Source organism: Gordonia jinhuaensis (assembly GCF_014639795.1).
GTDB lineage: Bacteria > Actinomycetota > Actinomycetes > Mycobacteriales > Mycobacteriaceae > Gordonia_B > Gordonia_B jinhuaensis.
This window is the reverse complement of sequence record NZ_BMGC01000020.1, coordinates 1-20,468: the sequence shown is the minus strand read 5'-3', so window position 1 is coordinate 20,468 and position 20,468 is coordinate 1. Positions and strand designations below refer to the sequence as shown.

Below are 20,468 nucleotides of genomic sequence, written 5' to 3'. Positions count from 1 at the left end.
CGGTAGGTCTCATGACTCATCACCGCATTCGATACTCGCGCGCTGACCCGTCGGTCTTCAGCTGTCCGCGGTGATGTGCAGCTCGGCGTTGCCGTCGACCCACCACGGCACCGCCACGATTACGGCGTCGCGTTCTCCTGATCCCTCGCGCTCGTTCACCTGCACCTCGAGGACGTCGTGCACGTGGACCACCGGCCCCACCTCGCCCACCGGGTAGCTCAGCATCGCGCGCACGGCGAGCGAACCGGTACGCCGATACGGGCGCCCGACGCCGAGGACCCGCGCGTCGATCGCCTCCGACGCCGTCGGGAGGTCGAGGAGTTCGGCCAGGCGCCGCGCCCGCTGGTGCGGCTCGCCGGAGCCGCCGGTGACGACGACCAGTCGAGCCGGGTCGACCACATGGAGATACCAGGGTCGGTCGGCGACGATGCCGTCGGCCGTGGTGGTGCCGGCGAGCGTGCGCACCGTGGCCGGCGGGGCCAGCTGGTCGAGGCCGAACGCCCCCTCGACGAAGGCGTCGACCAGTTCACCGTGGACCAGTGCGGCCGTGCCGGCGTCGATGTCACGCGACGGGTCGCCGAGCCGGTCGAGCAGGTCGGCGGCCTGTGCGGCGTCGGTGGCGGATGCGCGGGCGAGGGCGCCGGACAACGCGTCGGCGGCCGGGTGGTCGAGTACCTCGTAGACACCCGCGAGTGCCTCGTCGGATGGCGCACGGAACTCCCCAAGGCGACGAGCGGTGCCCTCGGCGTCGGTCACGGTCGCGAAATGCCGCAGCCACCAGGCGGTGTAGCCGTTGCGGTCGGCGAGCGTGTCGGCGATCACCGGGTCCTCGGCGAGCATCGTCAGCGCCGCCGGCCACGAGTCGTCGGCGACCAGATCGAGGTCACGCACCGCGACCATCTCCGTCGGCGGCTCCGGGCGGGAATCCCACCACGACGACTCGTCGGGCAGGTCGTGATCGGGTGCTGTCGGATACTCCTCGTGTACGAGCGAAAAGCCCCACCCCGCACCGAGGCGGCGCAGCACCCCGACGCCGAAGCGGTCCACGATGTCGCGGCGCACGGTCGCGAACGGCGCATCGTCGACGAGCACCGCTGCCAGCGGCCCGCCGGGCAGCAACATCTCGTCGGCCGCCTCGACACCCCCCTCCTGCGCGGGCAGCAGCAATCCGCCGAGCCACGACGGCACGCGGGCCGAGTCGTCGGCGGCGAGTACCTCGAGGACCGCGATCGCGAGGTCACTCACGTCGTCGGCCTTGACATCGGAATCAAGGTCGGCGTCACCGTCGAGGTGGTCGTCGACGCCGTCTCGTTCGTCGTCGATCGCGGCGCGCAGCGATGCGTCGCCGAGCAGGGTCTGCGCATCGAGGTGTTCGATTCCGAGCCGGTCGAGCAGCGTCGACGAGGCATCCGGATGCACCATCGGAACCCACGAGACCGACGCGGGCACACCGTCTCCCGAGAACAGTCCGCGCACTCCCACATGCATCCGGCCGTCTGTTCGCGGCACCGGGAGAGCGCCGAGTTCACCGGCGGTGCGATCGTCGGAGATCAGCGGGGCCAGCGCGTCATACAGACGGCCCCACCATCGCGGCGGCCGGTGCACGTCGGCCAACCGTTCGACCAGATCGGCCAGCCCCCATTCGGTCACACCCAGCGACCGCAGGCGGGGCAGGTCCGCGGACTCGCTGACCACCGGATGCGCGAGATCGGTGAACAATTCGCCGAGCACCGCGGCGAGTTTGTCGGTCAGATCGGCGATCACGATCGCCCGTGAGGCGATGAGATCGGTTCCCGCCGCGCCGGGCAACCACCGACCACCGGCGAGTTCGGTCAGCAGTGCGCCGCGCAGGCCCTCATCGACCGCCCCGGCTGCCAGCCCTGGCTGCGGGACGAGTGACAGTCGCTGATCGGCGGGTAACTCCGCCAGCGCCGCCGCGTAGCCCTCGGCAACAGCCGCGAGCGCCCCGCTGCCACGCAGTGCCTCGGGGTCGAGCATCCGCCGATCGGGTGTGAGCGGCAGTTCGGCGACCAGTCGCGCGGGCAGCGTCAGCTCGATGTCGGTGCGGGTGGGTGCGCGCAAGACGTCGGGGCCGACCGGCCGGATGTGGTCGGGGGTACCGCGCACGAACCATCGTGCGACCGGACCGCGCAGCGCCACCCACTCCCGATCACGGGCCGGCGCACCGTCGAGGATCACCAGGCCGGCGTGCGAGAGCTGTTCGGCGACATCGGATCCGGCAGTGGAGCCGCTGCGCGTGCCGACCACCGTCAGCGGGACGCCGCGACGCATGAGGTACCTCTCTGCGATCGAGATACTCTGCAGCACAGGCAGTTCCAGCAGTAGATCGGCCGCCTGTGCGGAGATCTCACCGAGCAGCGCGTCAGCATTCAGGTCGGCACGCAGGGTCAGTATCACCTCGGTGTCGAAACCGTCGGCAGGAGGCGTGGACACCGGCCACGCCAAGCGCAGCATCGGCACCCCCTCCGGCGGAATCTCACCGATGCCGATTCCCTCGACAGCACGCATGGTGCCATCCCGACTGAACTCGACACCGCCTGCGCGCGAACGGATCTCCACGTCGTCGGCGACCGTGGCCACCGCATGGAAGCCGAGGCCGAACCGTCCAACCGGGGTGAAAGACGTTCGCCGATCCCGAGCATCTGCGGACTGTTTGCGCGACACCCGCATCGCTGTCAGTGCACGCACACCGGCGGCGGTGAGCGGCGCACCGCGATTGGCCACGTGCAGCCGGTCGCCCTCGAGCCACACGGCGAGCTCTCCGGCGATTCCGGCCTCGCCGGCCGCATCGGCGGCATTCGCGGCGAGTTCGGTGATCAGTCGATCCCGGTAGTCGATACGCACCACGTCGGATTCGACCGCGGCATCCTCGGCGAGCCGAGTCGGTGAACTCGACCACGACGACAACACCGACTGACGCAGCGATGCGGTAGCGAAGGGGTCGGAGGCGTCGGGGTCGATCAGCGCCGTGTTCAGGCCGGGCTGCCCGCAGTCACCTCGACGACCTCCACCGCACCGTCGTCATAGGGCGGATAGACCGTCGCCTGGTCGACATGGACCACCGCGTCGGAATGTGCGCCGCAACCGTATTCGGAGTGCACAACCCGGCCGTCGGCGGCGAACTCGTTGGTGCACACGCCGAACTCGGCGCGCAGCGCCCCGGTGACCGGCACGAAGAAGCCACACGACTGGCAGTGCAGTCGGGTGGAGTGGGCCATCTCCGAATCCGGCCCGTACTCACCACCGCTCCACCGGGCGGCCGCCTGGCTGCGGCCGTCACCGCTGAGCAGCCGCTTGCGACCGAGGCCGACCTCGAGCATGACCTCGCTGACCTGCGGGTCGTCGACGGGCGTGCGGTCGGCATTGTCGAGATAACCGGGCACCAACCGCGGATCATCGGGCGGCGACACCAGCACGTCGCCGGGCCCGAGATCGCCGGCACGCACGCGCTCGGTCCAGGGCACCCACGCCGGTGCGGTCAGCGCACCGCTGCCTGGCAGCAACGCGATCTCACTGACGGTCACCTCGTCGCCGCCCGGGTAGCCGGCGAGCACCGCGCACCAGTGCCAGCCGCGGTAGCCGGGGATCTCGGCATCGAAATAGTGGGTGACCGCGCAGTCACCCTCGACTACGGCGTCGAGGTGAACGCCCACACCGCCTTCGCCGCAGGCCTCGATGGCCCCGCGTGCCACACCGACCGCCGCGGCGAGCATCGCCACGGTGTCCTGACGCTGCACCCGTTCACGCAGTACGCGCGCGTGCTCGGCGACCAGATCGTCAGGCGTCCGCTCCTCTGTTCGCGCGGACGCAGCATCGATCGCCGGTTCGGTCGAAGAGGGGGAATCGATCACCGCATTCACGGTCTCCAGTGTGCCGCATCGGGCGCACGAACATCTCGGGAGGGGTTTACCGCCCCAGGCGACCGCATCACACCGCACACCGAAAACACCGATGCGGTGGTGGTCGCGTGCCCCACCGTGCGGAACAATGGAGCGGGTGAGCCGAGGACACAGACTGCGCGATCTCTCCACGCGCGCGCTGCGGACCTCCAGCGGACGTGGGCACCGCGACGACGGCTCGCCGTCCGGTGTCGACACTCGGGCCTCGGGTGGCGGCGGCAGCGCCGATGAGACCCGCGTACACCGCACCGGTGTCCGCCAACCCGGTCCCGGTCACCCCTCCCAGAACGCGCGGCCCCAGTCCACTCATCACGGCGGCAGCCCGCACGAGACCGCGTCCGCCGACCGCGATCCGCGGGCCGCTTCTGGTCCCGGACGACCGAACCCGCGACCGCATCCGGGCTATTCGCACTATCCGCCCGACGGCGCGAGCACCCCACGCCCGGCGCCCGGCGACTCCGGGGCGGCCACGGGGGCCGGGGGCACCGGGGGCGCTGACGCCTACCGCACCCCGCCCACCCACAATCCGCATCTGCCACCACTGAATGCCGACACCACCGATCGCACCACCGCCTACGCCGACGAGGAGCGTCGCAGCGGTCCGGCCAAACTGACGGTCACCCGCGTCGCGGCACACCGCACCCGGCAGTTCACCCGCCGCGTGTTCGGGCTGATCCACAGCGCCGCGACCGCCGACGGCGCCGTCGAATCCGGCCTGACGGCATTGCTGCGGCCGGTGGTGCTCAACTACGCGATCGACGCCGCGATGGCCGTCGCACTGGCCAACACCTTGTTCTTCGCCGCCGCGAGCGGTGAATCCAAGGGCAAAGTGGGGCTGTATCTGCTCCTGACGATCGCCCCGTTCGCGATCATCGCCCCAGTCATCGGCCCGCTGCTCGACCGCATCCAGCGCGGCCGCCGCATCGCGATGGCCACCACCTTCGCCGTCCGCGCGTTGCTGGCCGCAGTGGTCATCGCCAACTCGGGGTGGGATCCGGTCTCCCGACAACTCACGTATGACCCGTGGGTGCTCTACCCCGCCGCGCTGGGTCTGCTGGTGATGTCGAAATCGTTCGGTGTGCTGAAGTCGGCGGTCACCCCGCGCGTGTTACCCGAGGGCATCGACCTCGTGCGGGTCAACTCCCGGCTGACCACATTCGGTCTGGTCGGCGGGACGATCGTCGGCGGCGCCATCGCCACGCTCTTCGAGTTCTTCCTCGGCAAACTGCTGCCCTGGCATTTCCCGGGCGCGATGCTGTGGCTGGCGGTGGCCGCCATCATCGCCGGGATCTGCTGTCTGCGGATACCGGCATGGGTCGAGTCCACCGAGGGCGAGGTGCCCACCACCCTCACCTATCACGGCGAACCTGCCATCCATCAGGATTTCGACGGTCAGCAATCCCGCACACGCAAGCGCAAGTTCTCCCGCGCGGCGCTGACCAAGCACCTGCGCCAGCCGCTCGGCCGGGGCGTGGTCACCGGCCTGTGGGGTAACGGCACCATCCGCATCCTCACCGGCTTCCTGACCATCTACATCGCCTTCTACGCCAAGTCGAACGAACACCAGAGCGGTTGGGTGCAGCTGGCGATGGTCGGCGCGGTGGGTGCGGCCGCCGGGATCGGCAACTTCATCGGCAACGCCGCCGGCACCCGGCTCGACCTGCCGCAACCGTCACGGATCGTGCTGGCGACCACCACGGCCGCGGTGCTCGGTGCGATCGCCACAGCGGTCTTCGGGAACCTGCTGGTCGCGGTGATCGCGACGCTCATCGCATCGGGGACCAGTGCCATCGCCAAGGTCAGCCTCGATTCGTCGATCCAGGACGATCTGCCCGAGGAGTCCCGGGCCTCGGCCTTCGGCCGCTCGGAAACCGTCCTGCAGCTCGCGTGGGTGCTGGGTGCGGCGCTCGGTGTGCTCCTACCGCCTAATCTGCGCATCGGCTTCGGGGTGGTCGCGGTGGTGATGGTCCTCGGATTCACCCAGACGGTGCTCACCCATCGCGGCGGCACGCTGGTCCCCGGACTCGGCGGCAAACGACCCGAGCAGGCTGCGCCGAGCGGCGCCATCCCGGTCCCCGACGGGGACCGTGCGACCGATCAGTATCGTTGACACGTGCTGTCGTCTGCCGAGAAGAAGGCCATCGCAATCATCCTCATCGTCGCGATGGTGTTCGTTGTCATCGTCGGCTCCACCGTGGCCGCGCTCACCGTCGGCCACCACGACGAGAACGACGATCTGCCTTATCTGCAGATCGCCGCCGGCAAGAAGTTCACCCGCGTCGAGCCGATGGTGTGGTGTTCAGTGCAACTGACCGCATGCCACCCGGCCAACGTCAACAAACCCCACCCGCCCACACGCTTCGCCGTCGACCCGGGCGACACCGTCGTGCTGACGGTGTCCGACGAGCTGGCCACCGGGCCGTGGCGGCTGGTGAGCCAGTTCCTGACGCCGGCCGGAGGGATCACGAGGTCGCAGTACTTCCGGCCGAACAGCACCTACACCTTGACGATCCCCACCTCGCGTGACCGCACGCTGGTCACCCTCGAGGTGCAGGCACCGTCGCAGGTGCAGACCGCCGAGAACGAATTCGTCATCCGCGGCTACCTGGGCGTGGACACCCGGCCCGAGGGACTGGAACTCCCGGCCTGACCCGCCTCACCTGACACGGCCGACGGACCCAGTGACCGGCGAACTCAGTGGTCGACGAACTCAGCGACCGGCGAAATCAGTGGTCGAGTTCGCGAGCGACCGCGCGCACGACCTCGGAGATCCGCTGAGCGGTCTTGCGATCCGGGTAGCGCCCCTTGCGCAGATCAGGCTGGACCTTGGCCTCGAGCAACGTGATGAGGTCGGCGACCATCCCATGCAGCTCGTCGGGTGAGTGGCGCTTGGCGTCACGATCACGCCGGGCCTGCTCACGCATGTTCTTCGACACGCTGGGGGTCGGGTCGAGGACCGCGACCGACAGGGCCTGCGGTCCGCGGCGACCAGCGGCCATGCCGAATTCCACACGCTGACCCGGCTTGAGCGCCTCGACGCCTGACGGAAGTGCCGACGAGTGCACATAGACGTCTTCACCGTCGTCCTGGGAGAGGAAACCGAAGCCCTTCTCCGTGTCGTACCACTTCACTTTGCCGGTAGGCACCGCGCACCCGTCCTCGTCATCGCAGATCGACATCATCGCCGACTGTCATCGTCACTGTCATCACTCGTGAGCGTCCCCCGAAGGAGTCGGCTCATGAGGAAAGCGCCCTGCATCGGGACCGAATGGCCCACGGCAGGACGCCTCGTTGTCACACAGTTTACCGGCCGTCGTCACCGAGGCACCCGGGACGTCGGTACGAACGCTGCCGAGGCTGTGATCAGCACCGGAGGGGCTACCGTTGTAGTCATGCGCATCCGACACCGGAACTGGCTTCTGATCCTGGCCGGGGTGGTCTTCGTGATCGGCCTGGTCGCGACCGCGTTGATGTTCCTGATACCCGCCGTCGACGGCGGCCACTCGGCGCCCACGCTCGTCTACGGGCTCTCGATGCTGACTCCGATCGGGTTTCTGCTCGGGCTGATTTTTGCCCTCACCGCCGGTCGGCGACATCCCGCGACCGTCGACGCGCAGGTCTCCACCGACCGCGCGGCGTCATCGGTCACCGACCGGGAGACCAGCGCCGACCGATGAGTACCCCGATCAACTCCCCCGACCTGGTTCCCACCACCGACGCCGCCGCACTGCGCGCGGCCTACTCCTGTTTCCCGTCGGGTGTGGTCGCCGTATGCGCCGACCCCGGAGAGGGTCGGCTGGGTATGGCGGCGTCGTCGTTCACCACGGTGTCGCTGACCCCGCCGCTGGTCTCGCTGTGTGTACAGAACACCTCGACCACGTGGCCGCGCCTGCGCAACGCACCGCGACTGGGCGTCAGCGTGTTCGCCAAGGATCAGGGCGGCCTGGTCCGCCAGCTCGCCGGTCCGGCCGAGCACCGATTCGACGACATCGAGCCGCTGACCACCGCCGACGGCGCGGTGTTCATCCCTGATTCCGCCGTCCAGCTCTCGTGCTCGATCTACAACGAGATACCTGCAGGCGACCACATCCTCGTGCTCCTGCGCATCGAGTCGTTGCACGCCGACGTCGGCGTGGACCCGCTGGTGTTCCACGCCAGCACCTTCCGCGCTCTGGAGACCAGGGCGATCCGCTGACCCGCCCGCAGCGAGGCGTCTGCGCCTCATTCGCCGGGCTACTAACCTCGACCAGGTGACCGCCACACACCTGGGACTGCCGCGCCTGCTCCCGCCACGTCCGGTGCCGACCGGGTCGGGTGCATCGTCGCCGGTGGAGATGCCGGTCGCAGGCCCGATGGTCGACACGTTCGGTCGCACGGTCCGAGATCTGCGGGTGTCGGTCACCGACCGGTGCAATCTGCGCTGCACCTATTGCATGCCCGCCGAAGGTCTCGACTGGCTCGACCGCGACGAGGTGCTGACCGCCGACGAGCTCGCGCGGGTCATCTCGATCGCGGTCACCCGCCTGGATGTCGAATCGGTGCGGTTCACCGGCGGCGAACCTCTCCTGCGCGCCGATCTCGCCGACATCATCGCCGCGACCGCCGCACTCGAGCCGCGACCGGAGATCGCCATCACGACCAACGGGCTCGCGCTGCGCAGGCGCGTCGACGCGCTGGCCGACGCCGGACTCGATCGGGTCAACGTCTCACTCGACACTGTCGACCGCGATCATTTCGCCGCCCTCACCCGACGGGACAGGCTCGACGATGTACTCGACGGGCTGGCCGCCGCACGCGATGCCGGACTGGCCCCGATCAAGGTGAACGCGGTGGCCACCGCGCCGCACGGACTCGACGATCTCCCCGATCTGGCGCAGTTCTGCCTGGACGAGGGGTATCAGCTGCGGGTGATCGAACAGATGCCCCTCGACGCGCAGCACAGCTGGTCGCGAGAGCAGATGTTCACCGCCGCCGAGGTGCTCGCTCGGTTACAGGAGTCGTTGGCACTCCTCCCCGATGACAACGAACGCGGCTCGGCACCGGCACAGACCTGGATCGTCGACGGGTACCGCGACCACACCGGCGCGCCGGCGCGCATCGGCGTCATCGGTTCGGTCAGCTCGTCGTTCTGCGGCGCCTGCGATCGCACCCGACTCACCGCCGACGGTGCGCTGCGCAACTGTCTGTTCGCGTCACAGGAGACGGATCTGCGATCGGCATTGCGTTCGGGTGCCGACGACGAGGACATCGCCCGGCTCTGGCGAGTCAACACCTGGGGCAAACTGCCGGGCCATGCGATCGACGACCCCGGCTTTCTGCAGCCGTCGCGCCCGATGTCGGCGATCGGCGGCTGAGAGTGCGCATCACTGTCCGCTACTTCGCTGCGGCCGCGGCTGCGGCGAACACCGACTCGGTGGTCGTGGACGTTCCCGATACCGCCACGATGTCAGATCTCGAAGATCTGCTCGGCCGCGGACACCCCGATCTTGCGAAGGTTCTGGCGCGGTGCTCATATCTGCGCGACTCCGTTGCGGTGCGCGACAAGCAGACCCGGCTGGCGCCCTGCACCGCGATCGACGTGCTCCCGCCCTTCGCAGGAGGCTGACAGCCCGCTCCCAGCCACGTGACGTTCGTCACATAACGGTAGAGTAACAGCCAGGACACGTTCCGAGCTCAGGCCGATGAGCAGCGCGGATTGCCACAGGCGTGCCGACCTGTCGGACATGCCCGAAATTCCCATCGTTTCAAAGTTGTGACATTCGGGCCGTCAGCACGTAGCGTCTGTCTCGACCGACAGCTGGTCATCCAAGACAACGCAACAACGGATCGTTCGCCGCGCCGAGCCTCACTCCGCGAACGATCAAGAACGACAACAGATTCAGGAGTGAGGACGGGGAACCCAATCCCTTCGGCAACGAAGATCGGATCTTCACGGAAGTGATCTCATTTCTGTAAAGGTCCTCGGGGTGTAGCCCTTGCGACAGCAGGGCCGAGCAACCTCTCGCTCGAACCCGACAGCTCACTTCGTAGGCGCGTGGAGAGAGGGAAAGACACACATGTCCGGACGTCATCGCAAGCAGTCCACCACCGGTCGCAACGTTGCCAAGGTCGCCATGACCTCGGCCGTCCTCGGCGGCGGCGCTGCTGCCGTCTTCGGCGCAGGCAATGCCAGTGCTGCCACCGATTCCCAGTGGGATCAGGTCGCGCAGTGCGAGTCGGGCGGCAACTGGGCCATCAACACCGGCAACGGCTACCAGGGCGGACTCCAGTTCAGCCCGAGCACCTGGGCCGCCAACGGCGGAACCCAGTTCGCGCCTTCTGCCGACCAGGCCACCAAGCAGCAGCAGATCTACGTCGCCGAGAACGTGCTCGCCTCGCAGGGTCCCGGCGCATGGCCTGTGTGCGGCACCGGACTGGGTGCGCCGACACCGCGCGCCAACCCGAGCGACGCTCCCGCTCCGACCCCCAAGCCGGCCCCGGCCGCGCCGAAGGTCGAGGCCCCCAAGACCGAGGCTCCCGCCGCTGACGATCAGTCGGCAGTGGTCGACGGTGTCGACGCCTACATCGCCGATGCGGCCAAGGCCGGTCACCCCGTCGATCCCCAGATCGTGAAGCTGTGGGATCAGGCCAAGGCCAGCGGCTACAAGGTGCCCGTCCAGGCCGACCAGCTGTACACCCAGTACAAGGACCAGCTGAACCTCCCCTGATCGACACCAGCCCTGATCGACAGGGCTCTCGACCACGGGGTCGTAGCAGCAGCCGCCACGGCTGCCCTCAGACGAAGGACCCCGCACGCGGATTCACTCCCGTGCGGGGTCCTTTTCCAATGGAGGGGGTCCGGATGAACCTCAGGCGCTCCCCACCCATTCGTCATCGCCGTCGGCAAAGATCTGGTGTTTCCACACCGGCAGCCGGCGCTTGACCTCATCCACCGCCAGTGCGCAGGTGCCGAAGGCCTCGGCGCGATGATCGGCGGCCACCGCGACCACGAAGGCGACATCCCCCACCACGAGATCGCCGATTCGATGGGCAGCGGCGATCGCACGCACCCCACGGGCTTCTCCGGCGACCTCGGCGAGCACCTCGGCGATGACCGCCGGTGCGCTCGGGTGTGCGGAATATCCCAGCGCCACGACATCGCGGTCGTGGTCGTGATCGCGAACCGCCCCGACGAAGCCGACGATCGCGCCGGCCGCACCGCCGGCGGCCTCGGCGACCAGCTGCTCATAGGTTGTCAGCGCGATGGGCTCGGAGACGATCTCGGCGCGGATCACCGCGGCTTGGGTGTCGGCAGTCACCGATGGTCACCGCCGGCGATCTGGTCGAGGGCGTGCGACAGCACCGCGTCGAGCACCCCGAGACCGTCGCGGACACCACCGGTCGACCCGGGGAGGTTGACCACCAGGGTGGCACCGGCGATCCCGGCCACCCCGCGCGAGAGGATCGCAGTGGGAACCACGTCGCGGCCGGCGTCGCGGATGGCGTCGGCCAGGCCGGGGATCTCCCGATCGAGGAGCGGTCGGGTCTGCTCGGGCGTCTGGTCGGTGGGCGAGAGCCCGGTGCCGCCGGTGGAGAGCACCACGGCCACCTGATCGCGGATCGCGCCGTAGAGCGCCGCACCCACGGGCTCACCATCGGGCACCACGTCGATGCGGTCGACCTCGAATCCCCGGTCCACCAGCCACTCGGTGATGACCGGTCCCGTCCGGTCGGCGTAGATACCGCGTGCGGCGCGGGTCGAGGCCACCACCACCCGCGCACGGCGACGTGGCGGCGCGATGTCAGCGGCTGGTTGGCCGATCTCGGCCATCCCCGCGATCTGCCCCGCCGCGATCTGCTCCGTCGTGCCGGGCGCCGAGACGCTCGTGTGTCCCGTCGCCGTCGTCTGTCCAGTCGGATCCGTCACGCCTCCAGTGTCCCCTCTTCCCACCGTCTTTCTCGAGAAGACGCACATTGTCCATGCGCGCGCGGGGGTCGAGGGCCTTGCACATGTCGTGCAGGGTGAGACCGGCGACCGACACTGCTGTCAGCGCTTCCATCTCCACTCCGGTGCGATCAGTGGTGGTCACGGTGGCGAGGACGTCGATCCGGTCGTCGTGGACGTCGAAGTCCACAGCCACCGACGCCAGCGCGAGCTGATGGCACAGCGGGATGAGCGATGAGGTCTGCTTGGCCCCCATGATCCCGGCGATCCGGGCGGTGGCGAGCACATCCCCTTTGGGCAGGCGGTTCTCCACCAGGAGATCGATCACCTGCGCGGTGGTGTGAAACGTACCTGCGGCCAGCGCACGACGACGCGTGTCGGTCTTGTGTGACACGTCGACCATGTGCGCCGCGCCGTCGGCGTCGAGGTGGGTCAGGCGACCACGGGAGGACTCGTCAGCAGCAGCGGCGTCGGCAACCCCGGACGCCGCCGCGGGCGACTCGTCCGCGGCATCGTCGTCGGTACGCCGGGTCACCGTCAGCGGTTGATGACGGTCTTCGGCTGGATGAAGGGGATGTGCTTCATCGGGAACTCGGTGTCGCCGTAGGGCGACAGCGCACCCGCGACCTCGGTAGCGAACTCGGAGACCGCGTGTTCGACGGCCTGTCCGTTCTCGGTGCGGGGCCAGCCGTTGTCGACGTACTTCTCGAGTTCCTTCTTGCCAGCGCTCTCGTTCTCAGCCACGGTGCGTATTGTGCCATGCCCCGCCTGGTGCCATACCCCGTCGGGCACCGAGTCGTCGTCGCGGACGTGACGTCGGCGACGGCGCATCTGAGCGCGCCGCGCCCGACGAGTCCGACCAACTAGACTGGTCGGCGATGACCGACGACGCCGGAACCACAGATCTGGCCGCTGACCTCACCTCCCGCAGCGACGACCAACTGGTCGAACTGCTGACGCTGCGGCCCGACCTCGCCAGCCCGCCGCCTGCGGGCACCGCCGTGCTCGCGCAGCGCGCGCAGTCCTCGGGGTCGGTCAATCTCGTCGGCGAGGACCTGGACCTGCTCGCGGTCGCCGTGCTGGAGTCACTGCTGCATCTGTCGGCGAACCCGCCGCAGGCGACCAGCACGGATTCGGCCAGCACGGGTTCGGCCAGCACAACGAACAAGACCAGCACGAACAAGGCGAAGAAGCAGCCCGCCGTGACGACGGTGGGTGTGCAGTCGATCGTCGACCTCCTCGACGGCCGCGCGGAGAAGGACGACATCGTCGCCCGTGTCGATCTGCTCCGCGATCGCGCCCTGATCTGGGGTACCGACGAGGCGTTGTTCACCGGTCCGCATGCCGCCGCCGCGCTTCCGTGGACGGCGCGCCACACCATCGGCCCGACAGCCGCGCGTTCCCTCGCCGAGCTGCGCGACGAGATCGCCGCACTCGACGATCGGCCACGCGAACTCCTCGACACGCTGGCCGGCGGTTCGCCGCTCGGCCGCTCGCGCGACGCCGCACCCGATGCCGACCCGGCACGCCCCATCCCCTCGCTCATCGCCGCGGGACTCCTCGCCCGTGTCGACGACCAGACCGTCGAGCTGCCGCCGGTGGTCGGCAGGCTGCTGCGCGACGAACCGGTCAGCGAACCCGCTGACCTGCGCGCACCGGTACTCACCGACATCTCGTCGGCGCGCGGCGCGCACACCCGATTCGGTCCCGCCGCCGTGGAAGCGGCCTCGGGCGGTGAGGCACTCGAACTGATCCGCCACGCAGGCATGATCCTCGACGCCCTCGCCGCCCGACCAGCCGCCGTCCTGCGGGCCGGCGGACTCGGTGTGCGCGAACAGCGCCGCATCGCCAAGGACATCGGCGTGGACGTGAACCGGGTGGCCCTGCTGCTGGAGATCCTCGGTGGCGATCACCTCATCGACACCGGTTATCCCGACCCGCCGCCCGCATCGGACGACGGCGAGATCGCCTGGACACCCACCACCGCCTTCGACGCCTGGGCCCACCAGAACCCCGCGGTGCGCTGGCACGGTCTGGCCGCGGCGTGGCTCGATCTCCCCCGGCGTCCGTGGCAGATCGGCGGCAAGACCCGCGAGGGCACCACGATCGCGGCACTGTCCGGCGACCTGTTCGACTCGTCGGCGCCGGTGGAACGCCGGATGGTTCTCGCGGAGCTGGCGACCGCGGCCGTGGGCACCCATGTCGACACCGACACCCTGGTGGCGGCGCTGGCGTGGCGGCATCCACGGTGGGCACGACGGTTGGGACGCACAACCGTCGCCGCGACGCTGGCCGAAGCGCAGTCGGTGGGGCTGGTGGCCCACGGCGCACTGACCGAATCCGGGCGTGCGCTGATCGGTTCGGATGCCGAGGCGGTCACCGCCGCGATGGCCGCGGCGCTGCCCGCACCGATCGACCACTTCCTCACCCAGGCCGACCTCACGGTGACCGCTCCGGGGCCGCTCATCCCGGAATTGGCAGAGGAGCTGGCACTGGTCGCCGAGCTGGAATCCGGGGGTGCGGCATCGGTGTACCGGGTCACCGAGAACTCTGTACGTCGCGCACTCGACGCCGGCCGCAGCACCAGCGAGATCCTGTCGTTGTTCACCACACATTCGCGTACCCCGGTGCCGCAGTCGCTGGAATATCTGGTCGCCGACGTGGGCCGCCGCCACGGACAGCTGCGGGTGGGTGTGGCGGGGTCGTTCATCCGTTGCGAGGATCCGACGATGCTCGCGGCGGTGCTCAGTTCACCGGCGGCCGAGGATCTGGCGCTGCGCGCGCTGGCACCGACGGTCGCCATCTCGCCCGCCTCGGTACGCGAGGTCCTCGATCGGCTGCGCGCCGCCGGCTTCGCACCGGCCGGCGAGGACGCCTCGGGTGCGGTGGTGGATCTGTCGGTGCGGGGATCGCGTGTGACACCGTCGCGCCGCACGCGCACCGCGCGCCCGCGCCGGCCACCGGCACCGGCATCCGACCAGCTCGCCGCGGTGGTAGGACGTATCCGCGCCCACGACGCCGCCGAGGCCACTGCGACGTCGGGCAAAGGCGGCGTGCGGGCCACGGGATCGGGGCCTTCGGTGGTCGCGCTGCTGCAGCTGGCGCTGCGCGCCGGGCGACGCGTGCGGGTCGACTATGTCGACGCCCACGGGGGCGCGTCGCGCCATGTGGTCGCTCCGCGCGGCCTGTCCGCGGGATCGCTGACCGCGCAGGACGTCCACAGCGGCGAGACCGAGCGCTTCCCCATCCATCGCATCCGCGAGGTCGAGCTGCTGGAGTGATTCGCCACGGGCGAACACCGAGATCACCGCCCGAGCGGGACAGATGTCGTGGCGATCTGGACAATGGACCGGGTGACCGATGGACCCCTGATCGTGCAATCCGACAAGACCCTTCTCCTCGAAGTCGACCATGAGAAGGCCGGCGAGGCCCGCGCGGCGATCGCGCCGTTCGCCGAACTCGAGCGTGCCCCCGAGCATGTGCACACCTATCGGGTGACGCCGCTGGCGCTGTGGAATGCGCGCGCCGCGGGTCACGACGCCGAGCAGGTGGTCGACGCGCTGGTGAGCTTCAGCAGGTATGCGGTCCCGCAGCCGTTGCTGATGGACATCGTGGACACGATGGGTCGCTACGGTCGGCTTCAACTCGTGAAGAGTCCGGTGCACGGGCTCACCCTCGTGAGCCTCGATCGCGCGGTACTCGAAGAGGTGATGCGGCACAAGAAGATCGCGCCGATGCTCGGTGCGCGCATCGACGACGACACGGTCGTCGTACATCCCTCCGAACGCGGTCGCCTCAAGCAGATGCTGCTCAAGGTCGGCTGGCCTGCCGACGATCTCGCCGGATACGTCGACGGCGAGGCACACCCGATCGACCTCGACTACGACGGCGTGGCGCCGGGATCGGCCGAGGGCGGCTGGCATCTGCGCGACTATCAGGAGATGGCCGCCGACACCTTCTGGGCGGGTGGCTCGGGTGTGGTGGTACTGCCCTGCGGGGCCGGCAAGACGATGGTCGGCGCCGCGGCGATGGCCAAAGCTCGTGCGACCACGCTGATCCTGGTCACGAACACGGTTGCCGGGCGACAGTGGAAGCGGGAGTTGATCGCGCGCACCTCGCTCACCGAAGACGAGATCGGCGAGTACTCCGGAGAGCGCAAGGAGATTCGGCCCGTCACCATCGCCACCTATCAGGTGATGACGCGAAAGTCCAAGGGCGAGTACAAGAATCTCGATCTCTTCGATTCCCGCGACTGGGGTCTGATCATCTACGACGAGGTGCATCTGCTGCCCGCGCCGGTCTTCCGCATGACCGCCGACCTGCAGTCACGCCGCCGACTCGGCCTCACCGCCACCCTGGTGCGCGAGGACGGCCGGGAGGGGGACGTGTTCAGCCTCATCGGCCCCAAACGCTATGACGCGCCGTGGAAGGACATCGAGGCGCAGGGCTGGATCGCCCCCGCCGACTGCGTGGAGGTTCGCGTGACCCTCACCGACGAGGAACGACTGCAGTATGCGGTCGCCGAGCCGGAGGAGAAGTACAAACTGTGCTCGACCGCGCACACCAAGGTCAACGTGGTGAAGTCGATCCTGGCCCGCCATCAGGGTTCGCAGACGCTGATCATCGGCGCCTACATCGATCAGCTCGAGGAGCTCGGCCGCGAACTCGACGCGCCGGTGATCCAGGGGTCGACGCGCAACCGGGAACGTGAGGTGTTGTTCGACAAGTTCCGGTCCGGGGAGATCTCGACCCTGGTGGTGAGCAAGGTCGCCAACTTCTCCATCGACCTCCCCGAGGCGTCGGTGGCGGTGCAGGTGTCGGGAACCTTCGGCTCACGCCAGGAGGAGGCACAGCGCCTCGGACGGCTGCTGCGGCCGAAAAAGGATGGCGGACAGGCACACTTCTACTCGGTGGTCTCACGCGACACCCTCGACGCCGATTACGCCGCACACCGCCAGCGCTTTCTCGCCGAACAGGGCTACGCCTACCGGATCACCGACGCCGACGACCTGCTCGGTCCGGCGATCGGCTGACGGATCGAATCCGCCTTCCGCGCAGCGGGGTTCGACCTCAGCTCCGCTGAACGGGTTCAACCTCAGCTCCGCGCAACGGGTTCTACCTCACCTCCGCTGAACGGGTTCTACACAGTAGACGACGCGCCGGGGTTTGAGGTATTCCAGGGCGTCGGTACAGCTGGACGGGTCGAGATCGTGGCCGCGCTGGGTCACGCGCACAACCACATTCGTCGCCCGATGCGGAGGTGAGGCGCAGGCGATGTCTCCGATGTCGACCAGTCCCCCACCGCCCGTACGCGAGGGGAACTGATAGCACTTATCGGCCTTCATATTCGGTGTCAGACACAGCAGGGTGTCGGTGCCGTGCTGGGTCAACACGTTGTATCCGTCATCGGAGCATCGCCCGCCGCGGGCGTACTTCTCGGCCACGTAAAAGCTGAATGTCTGCGCGTCGCAATCAGCCTTGCGGACGCGCAGCGCATCGGAGTCACCCCGAACGGTAATGCAGTCGCCGATCGTGGTCTGCGACAGCGCGGTGATGCGACCACCGGGGTGCCACAACCGGTAGATCCCGGTGCCCACGGCACCGGCGATCAGCAGCACGATCAGTCCCAGCGCGATCCAGATGGCCGGATGTCGCCGACGCCGCGGGCCCGGACTCGGGGGGATCGGCATCCACCCGCCGCCATCGGCATAGCCCAGACCGACGCCCGGGCCGGGCGGGCCCATCGGGGTGGTCATCGCAGGTCAACTCCTCGCCGGTCGTCTGGTGTGCAGGTGCACACCGTATCCCGACCTGCAGACATCTCCCGCCCCGCACCCCTCGCGGCGATCCACCGGGGAGATGGGATCCGCCGAGATGGCATTCCCCATACCGGGCGGCCTGCGACGGGTGGTCACGTCGTGACACCCTGAGTTCATGAGCGTCACCCGAACCACGGTTTCCCGCCTGCGCCCCTTTTCGGCGACGATCTTCGCCGAGATGAGCCGTCTCGCCGTCGAACACTCGGCCGTCAATCTCGGACAGGGCTTCCCCGACACCGACGGACCCGAGTCGATGCTGCGGGCCGCACGCGAGGCGATCGCCGACGGCGACAACCAGTACCCGCCCGGTCTGGGCATCCCCGAACTGCGAGTGGCCGTCGCCGCACAGCAGCGTCGTCGCTACGGCCTGGATTACGACCCCGACACCGAGGTCCTCATCACCGTCGGGGCCACCGAGGCGATCGCCTCCGGTGTGCTCGGCCTCGTCGAACCCGGCGAGGAGGTGGTGCTGATCGAGCCGTACTACGACTCCTACGCCGCGACGGTCGCGATGGCCGGCGGCGTGCGCCGCTCGGTTCCGCTGATCCCCCACGGCGACGGTTTCCGTCTCGACCACGAGGCGCTCGCCGCCGCGGTGACCGACCGCACCGCGATGATCGTGGTGAACAGTCCGCACAATCCCACCGGCACCGTGCTGACCGACGATGACCTGTCGGCGATCGCCCGCGAATGTGTCGACCACGATGTCATCGCAGTGTGTGACGAGGTGTACGAATACCTCACATTCGACAGCGTCCGGCACAGGTCGTTGGCGACGTGGCCGGGCATGCGTGAACGCACCCTGCGTATCTCGTCGGCGGGCAAGACCTTCAACGTCACCGGATGGAAGGTCGGATGGATCAGCGGGCCGCCTGCGCTGGTGGCCGCTGCACGCGCGGCCAAACAGTTCCTCACCTACGTCGGCAGCGGCCCCTTCCAGCCGGCGATCGCACTGGCTCTCGACACCGAGGAATCGTGGGTGTCCACCTCGGCCAAGGATCTCGAGCACAAGCGCGATCTGCTCTCCGATGCGCTGCGCGATGTCGGATTCGATGTCCACACCAGCCAGGGGACCTATTTCGTCTGCGCCGATCCGCGGCCGCTCGGATATCACGACGGCGCGCAGTTGTGCTGGGAACTGCCGGCCAAGGTGGGCGTCGCCGCGGTCCCGGTCAGCGCATTCGTCGATCCCGACGTACCACGCGGCGACGACGATCCCTGGAAACACATGGTGCGCTTCGCTTTCAGCAAGCGTGACGAAGTGATCGAGGAGGCCGCGACCCGGTTGCGCAGGCTGGGCTGAGTTCGTCGGCCGTCGCCCGCGTCAGCCCTTCATCACCCGGCCCGCGATCGTGATCAGGAGGCGGCGGGGAACAAACCTCGACCCGAGTTCGGATGTGATGCGGTTGAGCAGACCGTCGATGAACGTCGGTGTCGAGCTGTTGTCGAGTGTGTTCATGATGTTGTCGACCAGTTGCTCGACAGTGCGAATGCGTCCGAATGCCGCCGAATCACCTGTCACCTCGAAGAATTCGGTCGAGGTGGGTCCCGGACACACTGTCAGCACCCGCACCCCGGTGCCGTGCAACTCACCCCAGAGCGCCTCGCCGAACGAGCGGACGAAGGCCTTGGTCGCGCCGTAGACAGCCATATGCGGCAACGGCTGGAAGGCCGCGACCGACGAGAGCATCACGATGCACCCGTCGCCGCGGTCGACGATCTGCGGCAGCAGACGCACGGTCAGGCCCACCACCGCTGCACAATTCACCTGGACCTCGTCGGCCAGCCGCTGCGGGTCGGCCCCGAGCAGGTCGCCGTAGGTACCGAAGCCGGCGTTGTTGATCAATGACGAGACCTCGACGCCGGCGGTCGCGAGTTCACTCTCGATTCGAGCCGGGGCATCGGGATCGGCGAGATCAGCAGGTACGACGAGAACGTCGACACCGTGTTGTCCGCGAAGCTCCTCGGCAAGGGCATCGAGTCGCTCGACGCGCCGGGCGATCAGGACCAGCGACTCACCACGCGCGGCGAACCGTCTGCTGAGTTCCTCGCCGATTCCCGACGACGCCCCGGTTATCACTGTCCACATCGGCATGCCTTCCTGTCGATTTTTCCGGCCATTCGCGCGGAGATTTCTCCGGTTTGTCGAGAAACACTTATCGAAAAACTCGCTCAAATAGTCAATCCTGAAGACGAATTTCCTTGGAACAGGACAATCTTCACCAACAGATTTCACATCTGTACCACTATTGAGGAACTACGCACGTCCGTGACAACGAAAGGCATCCCAATGGCCTCGAGGCACGATCCCGCCAAACAAGGATTGGCGGGAGGGACAGTATTCCTTGCAGCAATCCTGTTGTTGACCGCATCGATACTCGCACTGCTGGAGGGCATCTCCGCGGCTGCCAATGACAAGTTGATCATCGTCGACAACGACTACGTCTACAAGTTCAGCACCACGTCGTGGGGCTGGATCCACATCATCCTGGGCATCATCGGCATCGCGATCTCCTTCGGCATTTTCGCCGGGCGCGTCTGGGCCCGCACCTGCGGCATCATCCTCGCGTGCCTGTCGATCATCGCGAACTTCCTGTGGCTGCCCTACTACACCTGGTGGGCACTGCTGCTGATCCTGATCGACCTGTTCGCCATCTGGGCACTGTCGACGTGGGATCCCTACGATGACGTGATCTAGCGCCAATACCGTTCAGTTAAGGGGTCTGGATGCGTAGACGGCTGGTTTCGTTGGTTGCGGCCAGGCGGCGTGGTGAGCCCGTTTGACGTGCCATTTCACGTACTTGC

At 68.2% G+C, this 20,468-nt stretch carries 19 protein-coding genes, 1 pseudogene and 1 riboswitch; of the genes and pseudogenes, 11 read left to right on the top strand and 9 right to left on the bottom strand.

Going from position 1 to position 20,468, the window contains the following annotated elements; translation table 11 throughout:
• Nucleotides 1-57: 57 nt before the first annotated feature.
• Both IEW22_RS13280 and IEW22_RS13275 read right to left on the bottom strand, forming a co-directional pair.
• Nucleotides 58-2,931, bottom strand: coding sequence for a sacsin N-terminal ATP-binding-like domain-containing protein (locus IEW22_RS13280; RefSeq protein WP_229742621.1), 2,874 nt, complete (start codon nt 2,929-2,931; stop codon nt 58-60).
• Nucleotides 2,932-2,993: 62 nt separating this feature from the next.
• The gene (locus tag IEW22_RS13275) at nt 2,994-3,881 is read right to left on the bottom strand and encodes a DUF3027 domain-containing protein (RefSeq protein WP_308421397.1); all 888 of its coding nucleotides are present in this window, start codon (nt 3,879-3,881) and stop codon (nt 2,994-2,996) included.
• 136 nt (nt 3,882-4,017) lie between these two features.
• Here IEW22_RS13275 and IEW22_RS13270 point away from each other — a divergent pair, with 136 nt between their 5' ends.
• Both IEW22_RS13270 and IEW22_RS13265 read left to right on the top strand, forming a co-directional pair.
• The gene (locus IEW22_RS13270) at nt 4,018-6,030 is read left to right on the top strand and encodes an MFS transporter (RefSeq protein ID WP_229742619.1); all 2,013 of its coding nucleotides are present in this window, start codon (nt 4,018-4,020) and stop codon (nt 6,028-6,030) included.
• Between the two features lie 3 nt (nt 6,031-6,033).
• Nucleotides 6,034-6,570: a DUF2771 family protein gene (locus tag IEW22_RS13265; RefSeq protein ID WP_188587092.1), complete on the top strand. Its 537-nt coding sequence runs from the start codon at nt 6,034-6,036 to the stop codon at nt 6,568-6,570.
• 76 nt (nt 6,571-6,646) lie between these two features.
• Here the strand turns inward: IEW22_RS13265 and IEW22_RS13260 are convergent, their stop codons facing one another.
• Nucleotides 6,647-7,066, bottom strand: a complete 420-nt coding sequence (locus tag IEW22_RS13260) for a cold-shock protein (protein ID WP_188587091.1) — start codon at nt 7,064-7,066, stop codon at nt 6,647-6,649.
• A gap of 246 nt (nt 7,067-7,312) precedes the next feature.
• Between IEW22_RS13260 and IEW22_RS13255 the strand changes: the two genes are divergently transcribed.
• The 5 genes from IEW22_RS13255 (at nt 7,313) to IEW22_RS13235 (ending at nt 10,627) form a co-directional block, all read left to right on the top strand.
• A complete protein-coding gene (locus tag IEW22_RS13255; RefSeq protein WP_308421396.1) occupies nt 7,313-7,597 on the top strand; it encodes a hypothetical protein in 285 nt (94 codons plus the stop codon).
• Nucleotides 7,594-8,115 carry a flavin reductase family protein gene (locus tag IEW22_RS13250; protein ID WP_188587090.1) on the top strand — a complete coding sequence of 174 codons (522 nt, stop codon included), beginning with the start codon at nt 7,594-7,596 and terminating at the stop codon, nt 8,113-8,115. Before IEW22_RS13255 ends, IEW22_RS13250 begins: the two co-directional genes overlap by 4 nt.
• Nucleotides 8,116-8,170: 55 nt before the next feature.
• Nucleotides 8,171-9,274, top strand: coding sequence for a GTP 3',8-cyclase MoaA (gene moaA / locus IEW22_RS13245; protein ID WP_373284185.1), 1,104 nt, complete (start codon nt 8,171-8,173; stop codon nt 9,272-9,274).
• Nucleotides 9,275-9,276: 2 nt separating this feature from the next.
• The gene (locus IEW22_RS13240; protein WP_188587089.1) at nt 9,277-9,525 is read left to right on the top strand and encodes a MoaD/ThiS family protein; all 249 of its coding nucleotides are present in this window, start codon (nt 9,277-9,279) and stop codon (nt 9,523-9,525) included.
• A gap of 256 nt (nt 9,526-9,781) precedes the next feature.
• Nucleotides 9,782-9,969: riboswitch (cyclic di-AMP (ydaO/yuaA leader) on the top strand.
• A 7-nt stretch (nt 9,970-9,976) separates the two neighbouring features.
• Complete coding sequence (locus IEW22_RS13235) at nt 9,977-10,627, top strand: transglycosylase family protein (RefSeq protein ID WP_188587088.1); 651 nt, start codon at nt 9,977-9,979, stop codon at nt 10,625-10,627.
• Between the two features lie 141 nt (nt 10,628-10,768).
• Here IEW22_RS13235 and IEW22_RS13230 read toward each other — a convergent pair whose 3' ends face one another.
• From IEW22_RS13230 to IEW22_RS13215, 4 genes and pseudogenes are all read right to left on the bottom strand, one after another.
• The gene (locus tag IEW22_RS13230) at nt 10,769-11,218 is read right to left on the bottom strand and encodes a molybdenum cofactor biosynthesis protein MoaE (RefSeq protein ID WP_188587087.1); all 450 of its coding nucleotides are present in this window, start codon (nt 11,216-11,218) and stop codon (nt 10,769-10,771) included.
• Nucleotides 11,215-11,730, bottom strand: a complete 516-nt coding sequence (locus IEW22_RS13225) for a MogA/MoaB family molybdenum cofactor biosynthesis protein (protein ID WP_188587086.1) — start codon at nt 11,728-11,730, stop codon at nt 11,215-11,217. Before IEW22_RS13225 ends, IEW22_RS13230 begins: the two co-directional genes overlap by 4 nt.
• An 85-nt stretch (nt 11,731-11,815) precedes the next feature.
• Nucleotides 11,816-12,280: pseudogene (gene moaC / locus IEW22_RS13220) on the bottom strand (cyclic pyranopterin monophosphate synthase MoaC); the annotation flags it as partial.
• A gap of 101 nt (nt 12,281-12,381) precedes the next feature.
• A complete protein-coding gene (locus IEW22_RS13215) occupies nt 12,382-12,588 on the bottom strand; it encodes a hypothetical protein (RefSeq protein WP_188587085.1) in 207 nt (68 codons plus the stop codon).
• A 134-nt stretch (nt 12,589-12,722) separates the two neighbouring features.
• Here IEW22_RS13215 and IEW22_RS13210 point away from each other — a divergent pair, with 134 nt between their 5' ends.
• Together IEW22_RS13210 and IEW22_RS13205 are read left to right on the top strand one after the other, a co-directional pair.
• Entirely contained in the window at nt 12,723-15,125 is a 2,403-nt protein-coding gene (locus tag IEW22_RS13210; protein WP_188587084.1) for a helicase-associated domain-containing protein, read from the top strand.
• A 72-nt stretch (nt 15,126-15,197) separates the two neighbouring features.
• Nucleotides 15,198-16,877, top strand: coding sequence for a DNA repair helicase XPB (locus tag IEW22_RS13205; RefSeq protein WP_188587083.1), 1,680 nt, complete (start codon nt 15,198-15,200; stop codon nt 16,875-16,877).
• An 87-nt stretch (nt 16,878-16,964) separates the two neighbouring features.
• On the opposite strand, the gene IEW22_RS13200 is transcribed toward IEW22_RS13205, so the two are convergent.
• Nucleotides 16,965-17,600 (bottom strand): LppU/SCO3897 family protein, encoded by a 636-nt coding sequence (locus IEW22_RS13200; RefSeq protein ID WP_188587082.1) that lies wholly within the window; start codon nt 17,598-17,600, stop codon nt 16,965-16,967.
• A 178-nt stretch (nt 17,601-17,778) separates the two neighbouring features.
• Here IEW22_RS13200 and IEW22_RS13195 point away from each other — a divergent pair, with 178 nt between their 5' ends.
• Nucleotides 17,779-18,966, top strand: a complete 1,188-nt coding sequence (locus IEW22_RS13195) for a pyridoxal phosphate-dependent aminotransferase (RefSeq protein ID WP_188587081.1) — start codon at nt 17,779-17,781, stop codon at nt 18,964-18,966.
• 21 nt (nt 18,967-18,987) lie between these two features.
• Here IEW22_RS13195 and IEW22_RS13190 read toward each other — a convergent pair whose 3' ends face one another.
• Nucleotides 18,988-19,752, bottom strand: coding sequence for an SDR family NAD(P)-dependent oxidoreductase (locus IEW22_RS13190; protein ID WP_188587080.1), 765 nt, complete (start codon nt 19,750-19,752; stop codon nt 18,988-18,990).
• A gap of 201 nt (nt 19,753-19,953) precedes the next feature.
• Between IEW22_RS13190 and IEW22_RS13185 the strand changes: the two genes are divergently transcribed.
• On the top strand, nt 19,954-20,361 hold the full coding sequence (locus IEW22_RS13185) for a DUF7144 family membrane protein (protein ID WP_188587079.1): 408 nt from the start codon (nt 19,954-19,956) through the stop codon (nt 20,359-20,361).
• Nucleotides 20,362-20,468 lie beyond the last annotated feature (107 nt).

What these genes read in the sequence shown, in the direction of transcription:
- IEW22_RS13255 (WP_308421396.1), top strand. Translation starts at nt 7,313, where the DNA reads ATGCGCATCCGACACCGGAACTGGCTTCTGATCCTGGCCGGGGTGGTC.
- IEW22_RS13250 (WP_188587090.1), top strand. Translation starts at nt 7,594, where the DNA reads ATGAGTACCCCGATCAACTCCCCCGACCTGGTTCCCACCACCGACGCC.
- IEW22_RS13235 (WP_188587088.1), top strand. Translation starts at nt 9,977, where the DNA reads ATGTCCGGACGTCATCGCAAGCAGTCCACCACCGGTCGCAACGTTGCC.
- IEW22_RS13225 (WP_188587086.1), bottom strand. Translation starts at nt 11,730, where the DNA reads ATGGCCGAGATCGGCCAACCAGCCGCTGACATCGCGCCGCCACGTCGC.
- IEW22_RS13210 (WP_188587084.1), top strand. Translation starts at nt 12,723, where the DNA reads ATGACCGACGACGCCGGAACCACAGATCTGGCCGCTGACCTCACCTCC.
- IEW22_RS13200 (WP_188587082.1), bottom strand. Translation starts at nt 17,600, where the DNA reads ATGACCACCCCGATGGGCCCGCCCGGCCCGGGCGTCGGTCTGGGCTAT.
- IEW22_RS13195 (WP_188587081.1), top strand. Translation starts at nt 17,779, where the DNA reads ATGAGCGTCACCCGAACCACGGTTTCCCGCCTGCGCCCCTTTTCGGCG.
- IEW22_RS13190 (WP_188587080.1), bottom strand. Translation starts at nt 19,752, where the DNA reads ATGTGGACAGTGATAACCGGGGCGTCGTCGGGAATCGGCGAGGAACTC.
- IEW22_RS13185 (WP_188587079.1), top strand. Translation starts at nt 19,954, where the DNA reads ATGGCCTCGAGGCACGATCCCGCCAAACAAGGATTGGCGGGAGGGACA.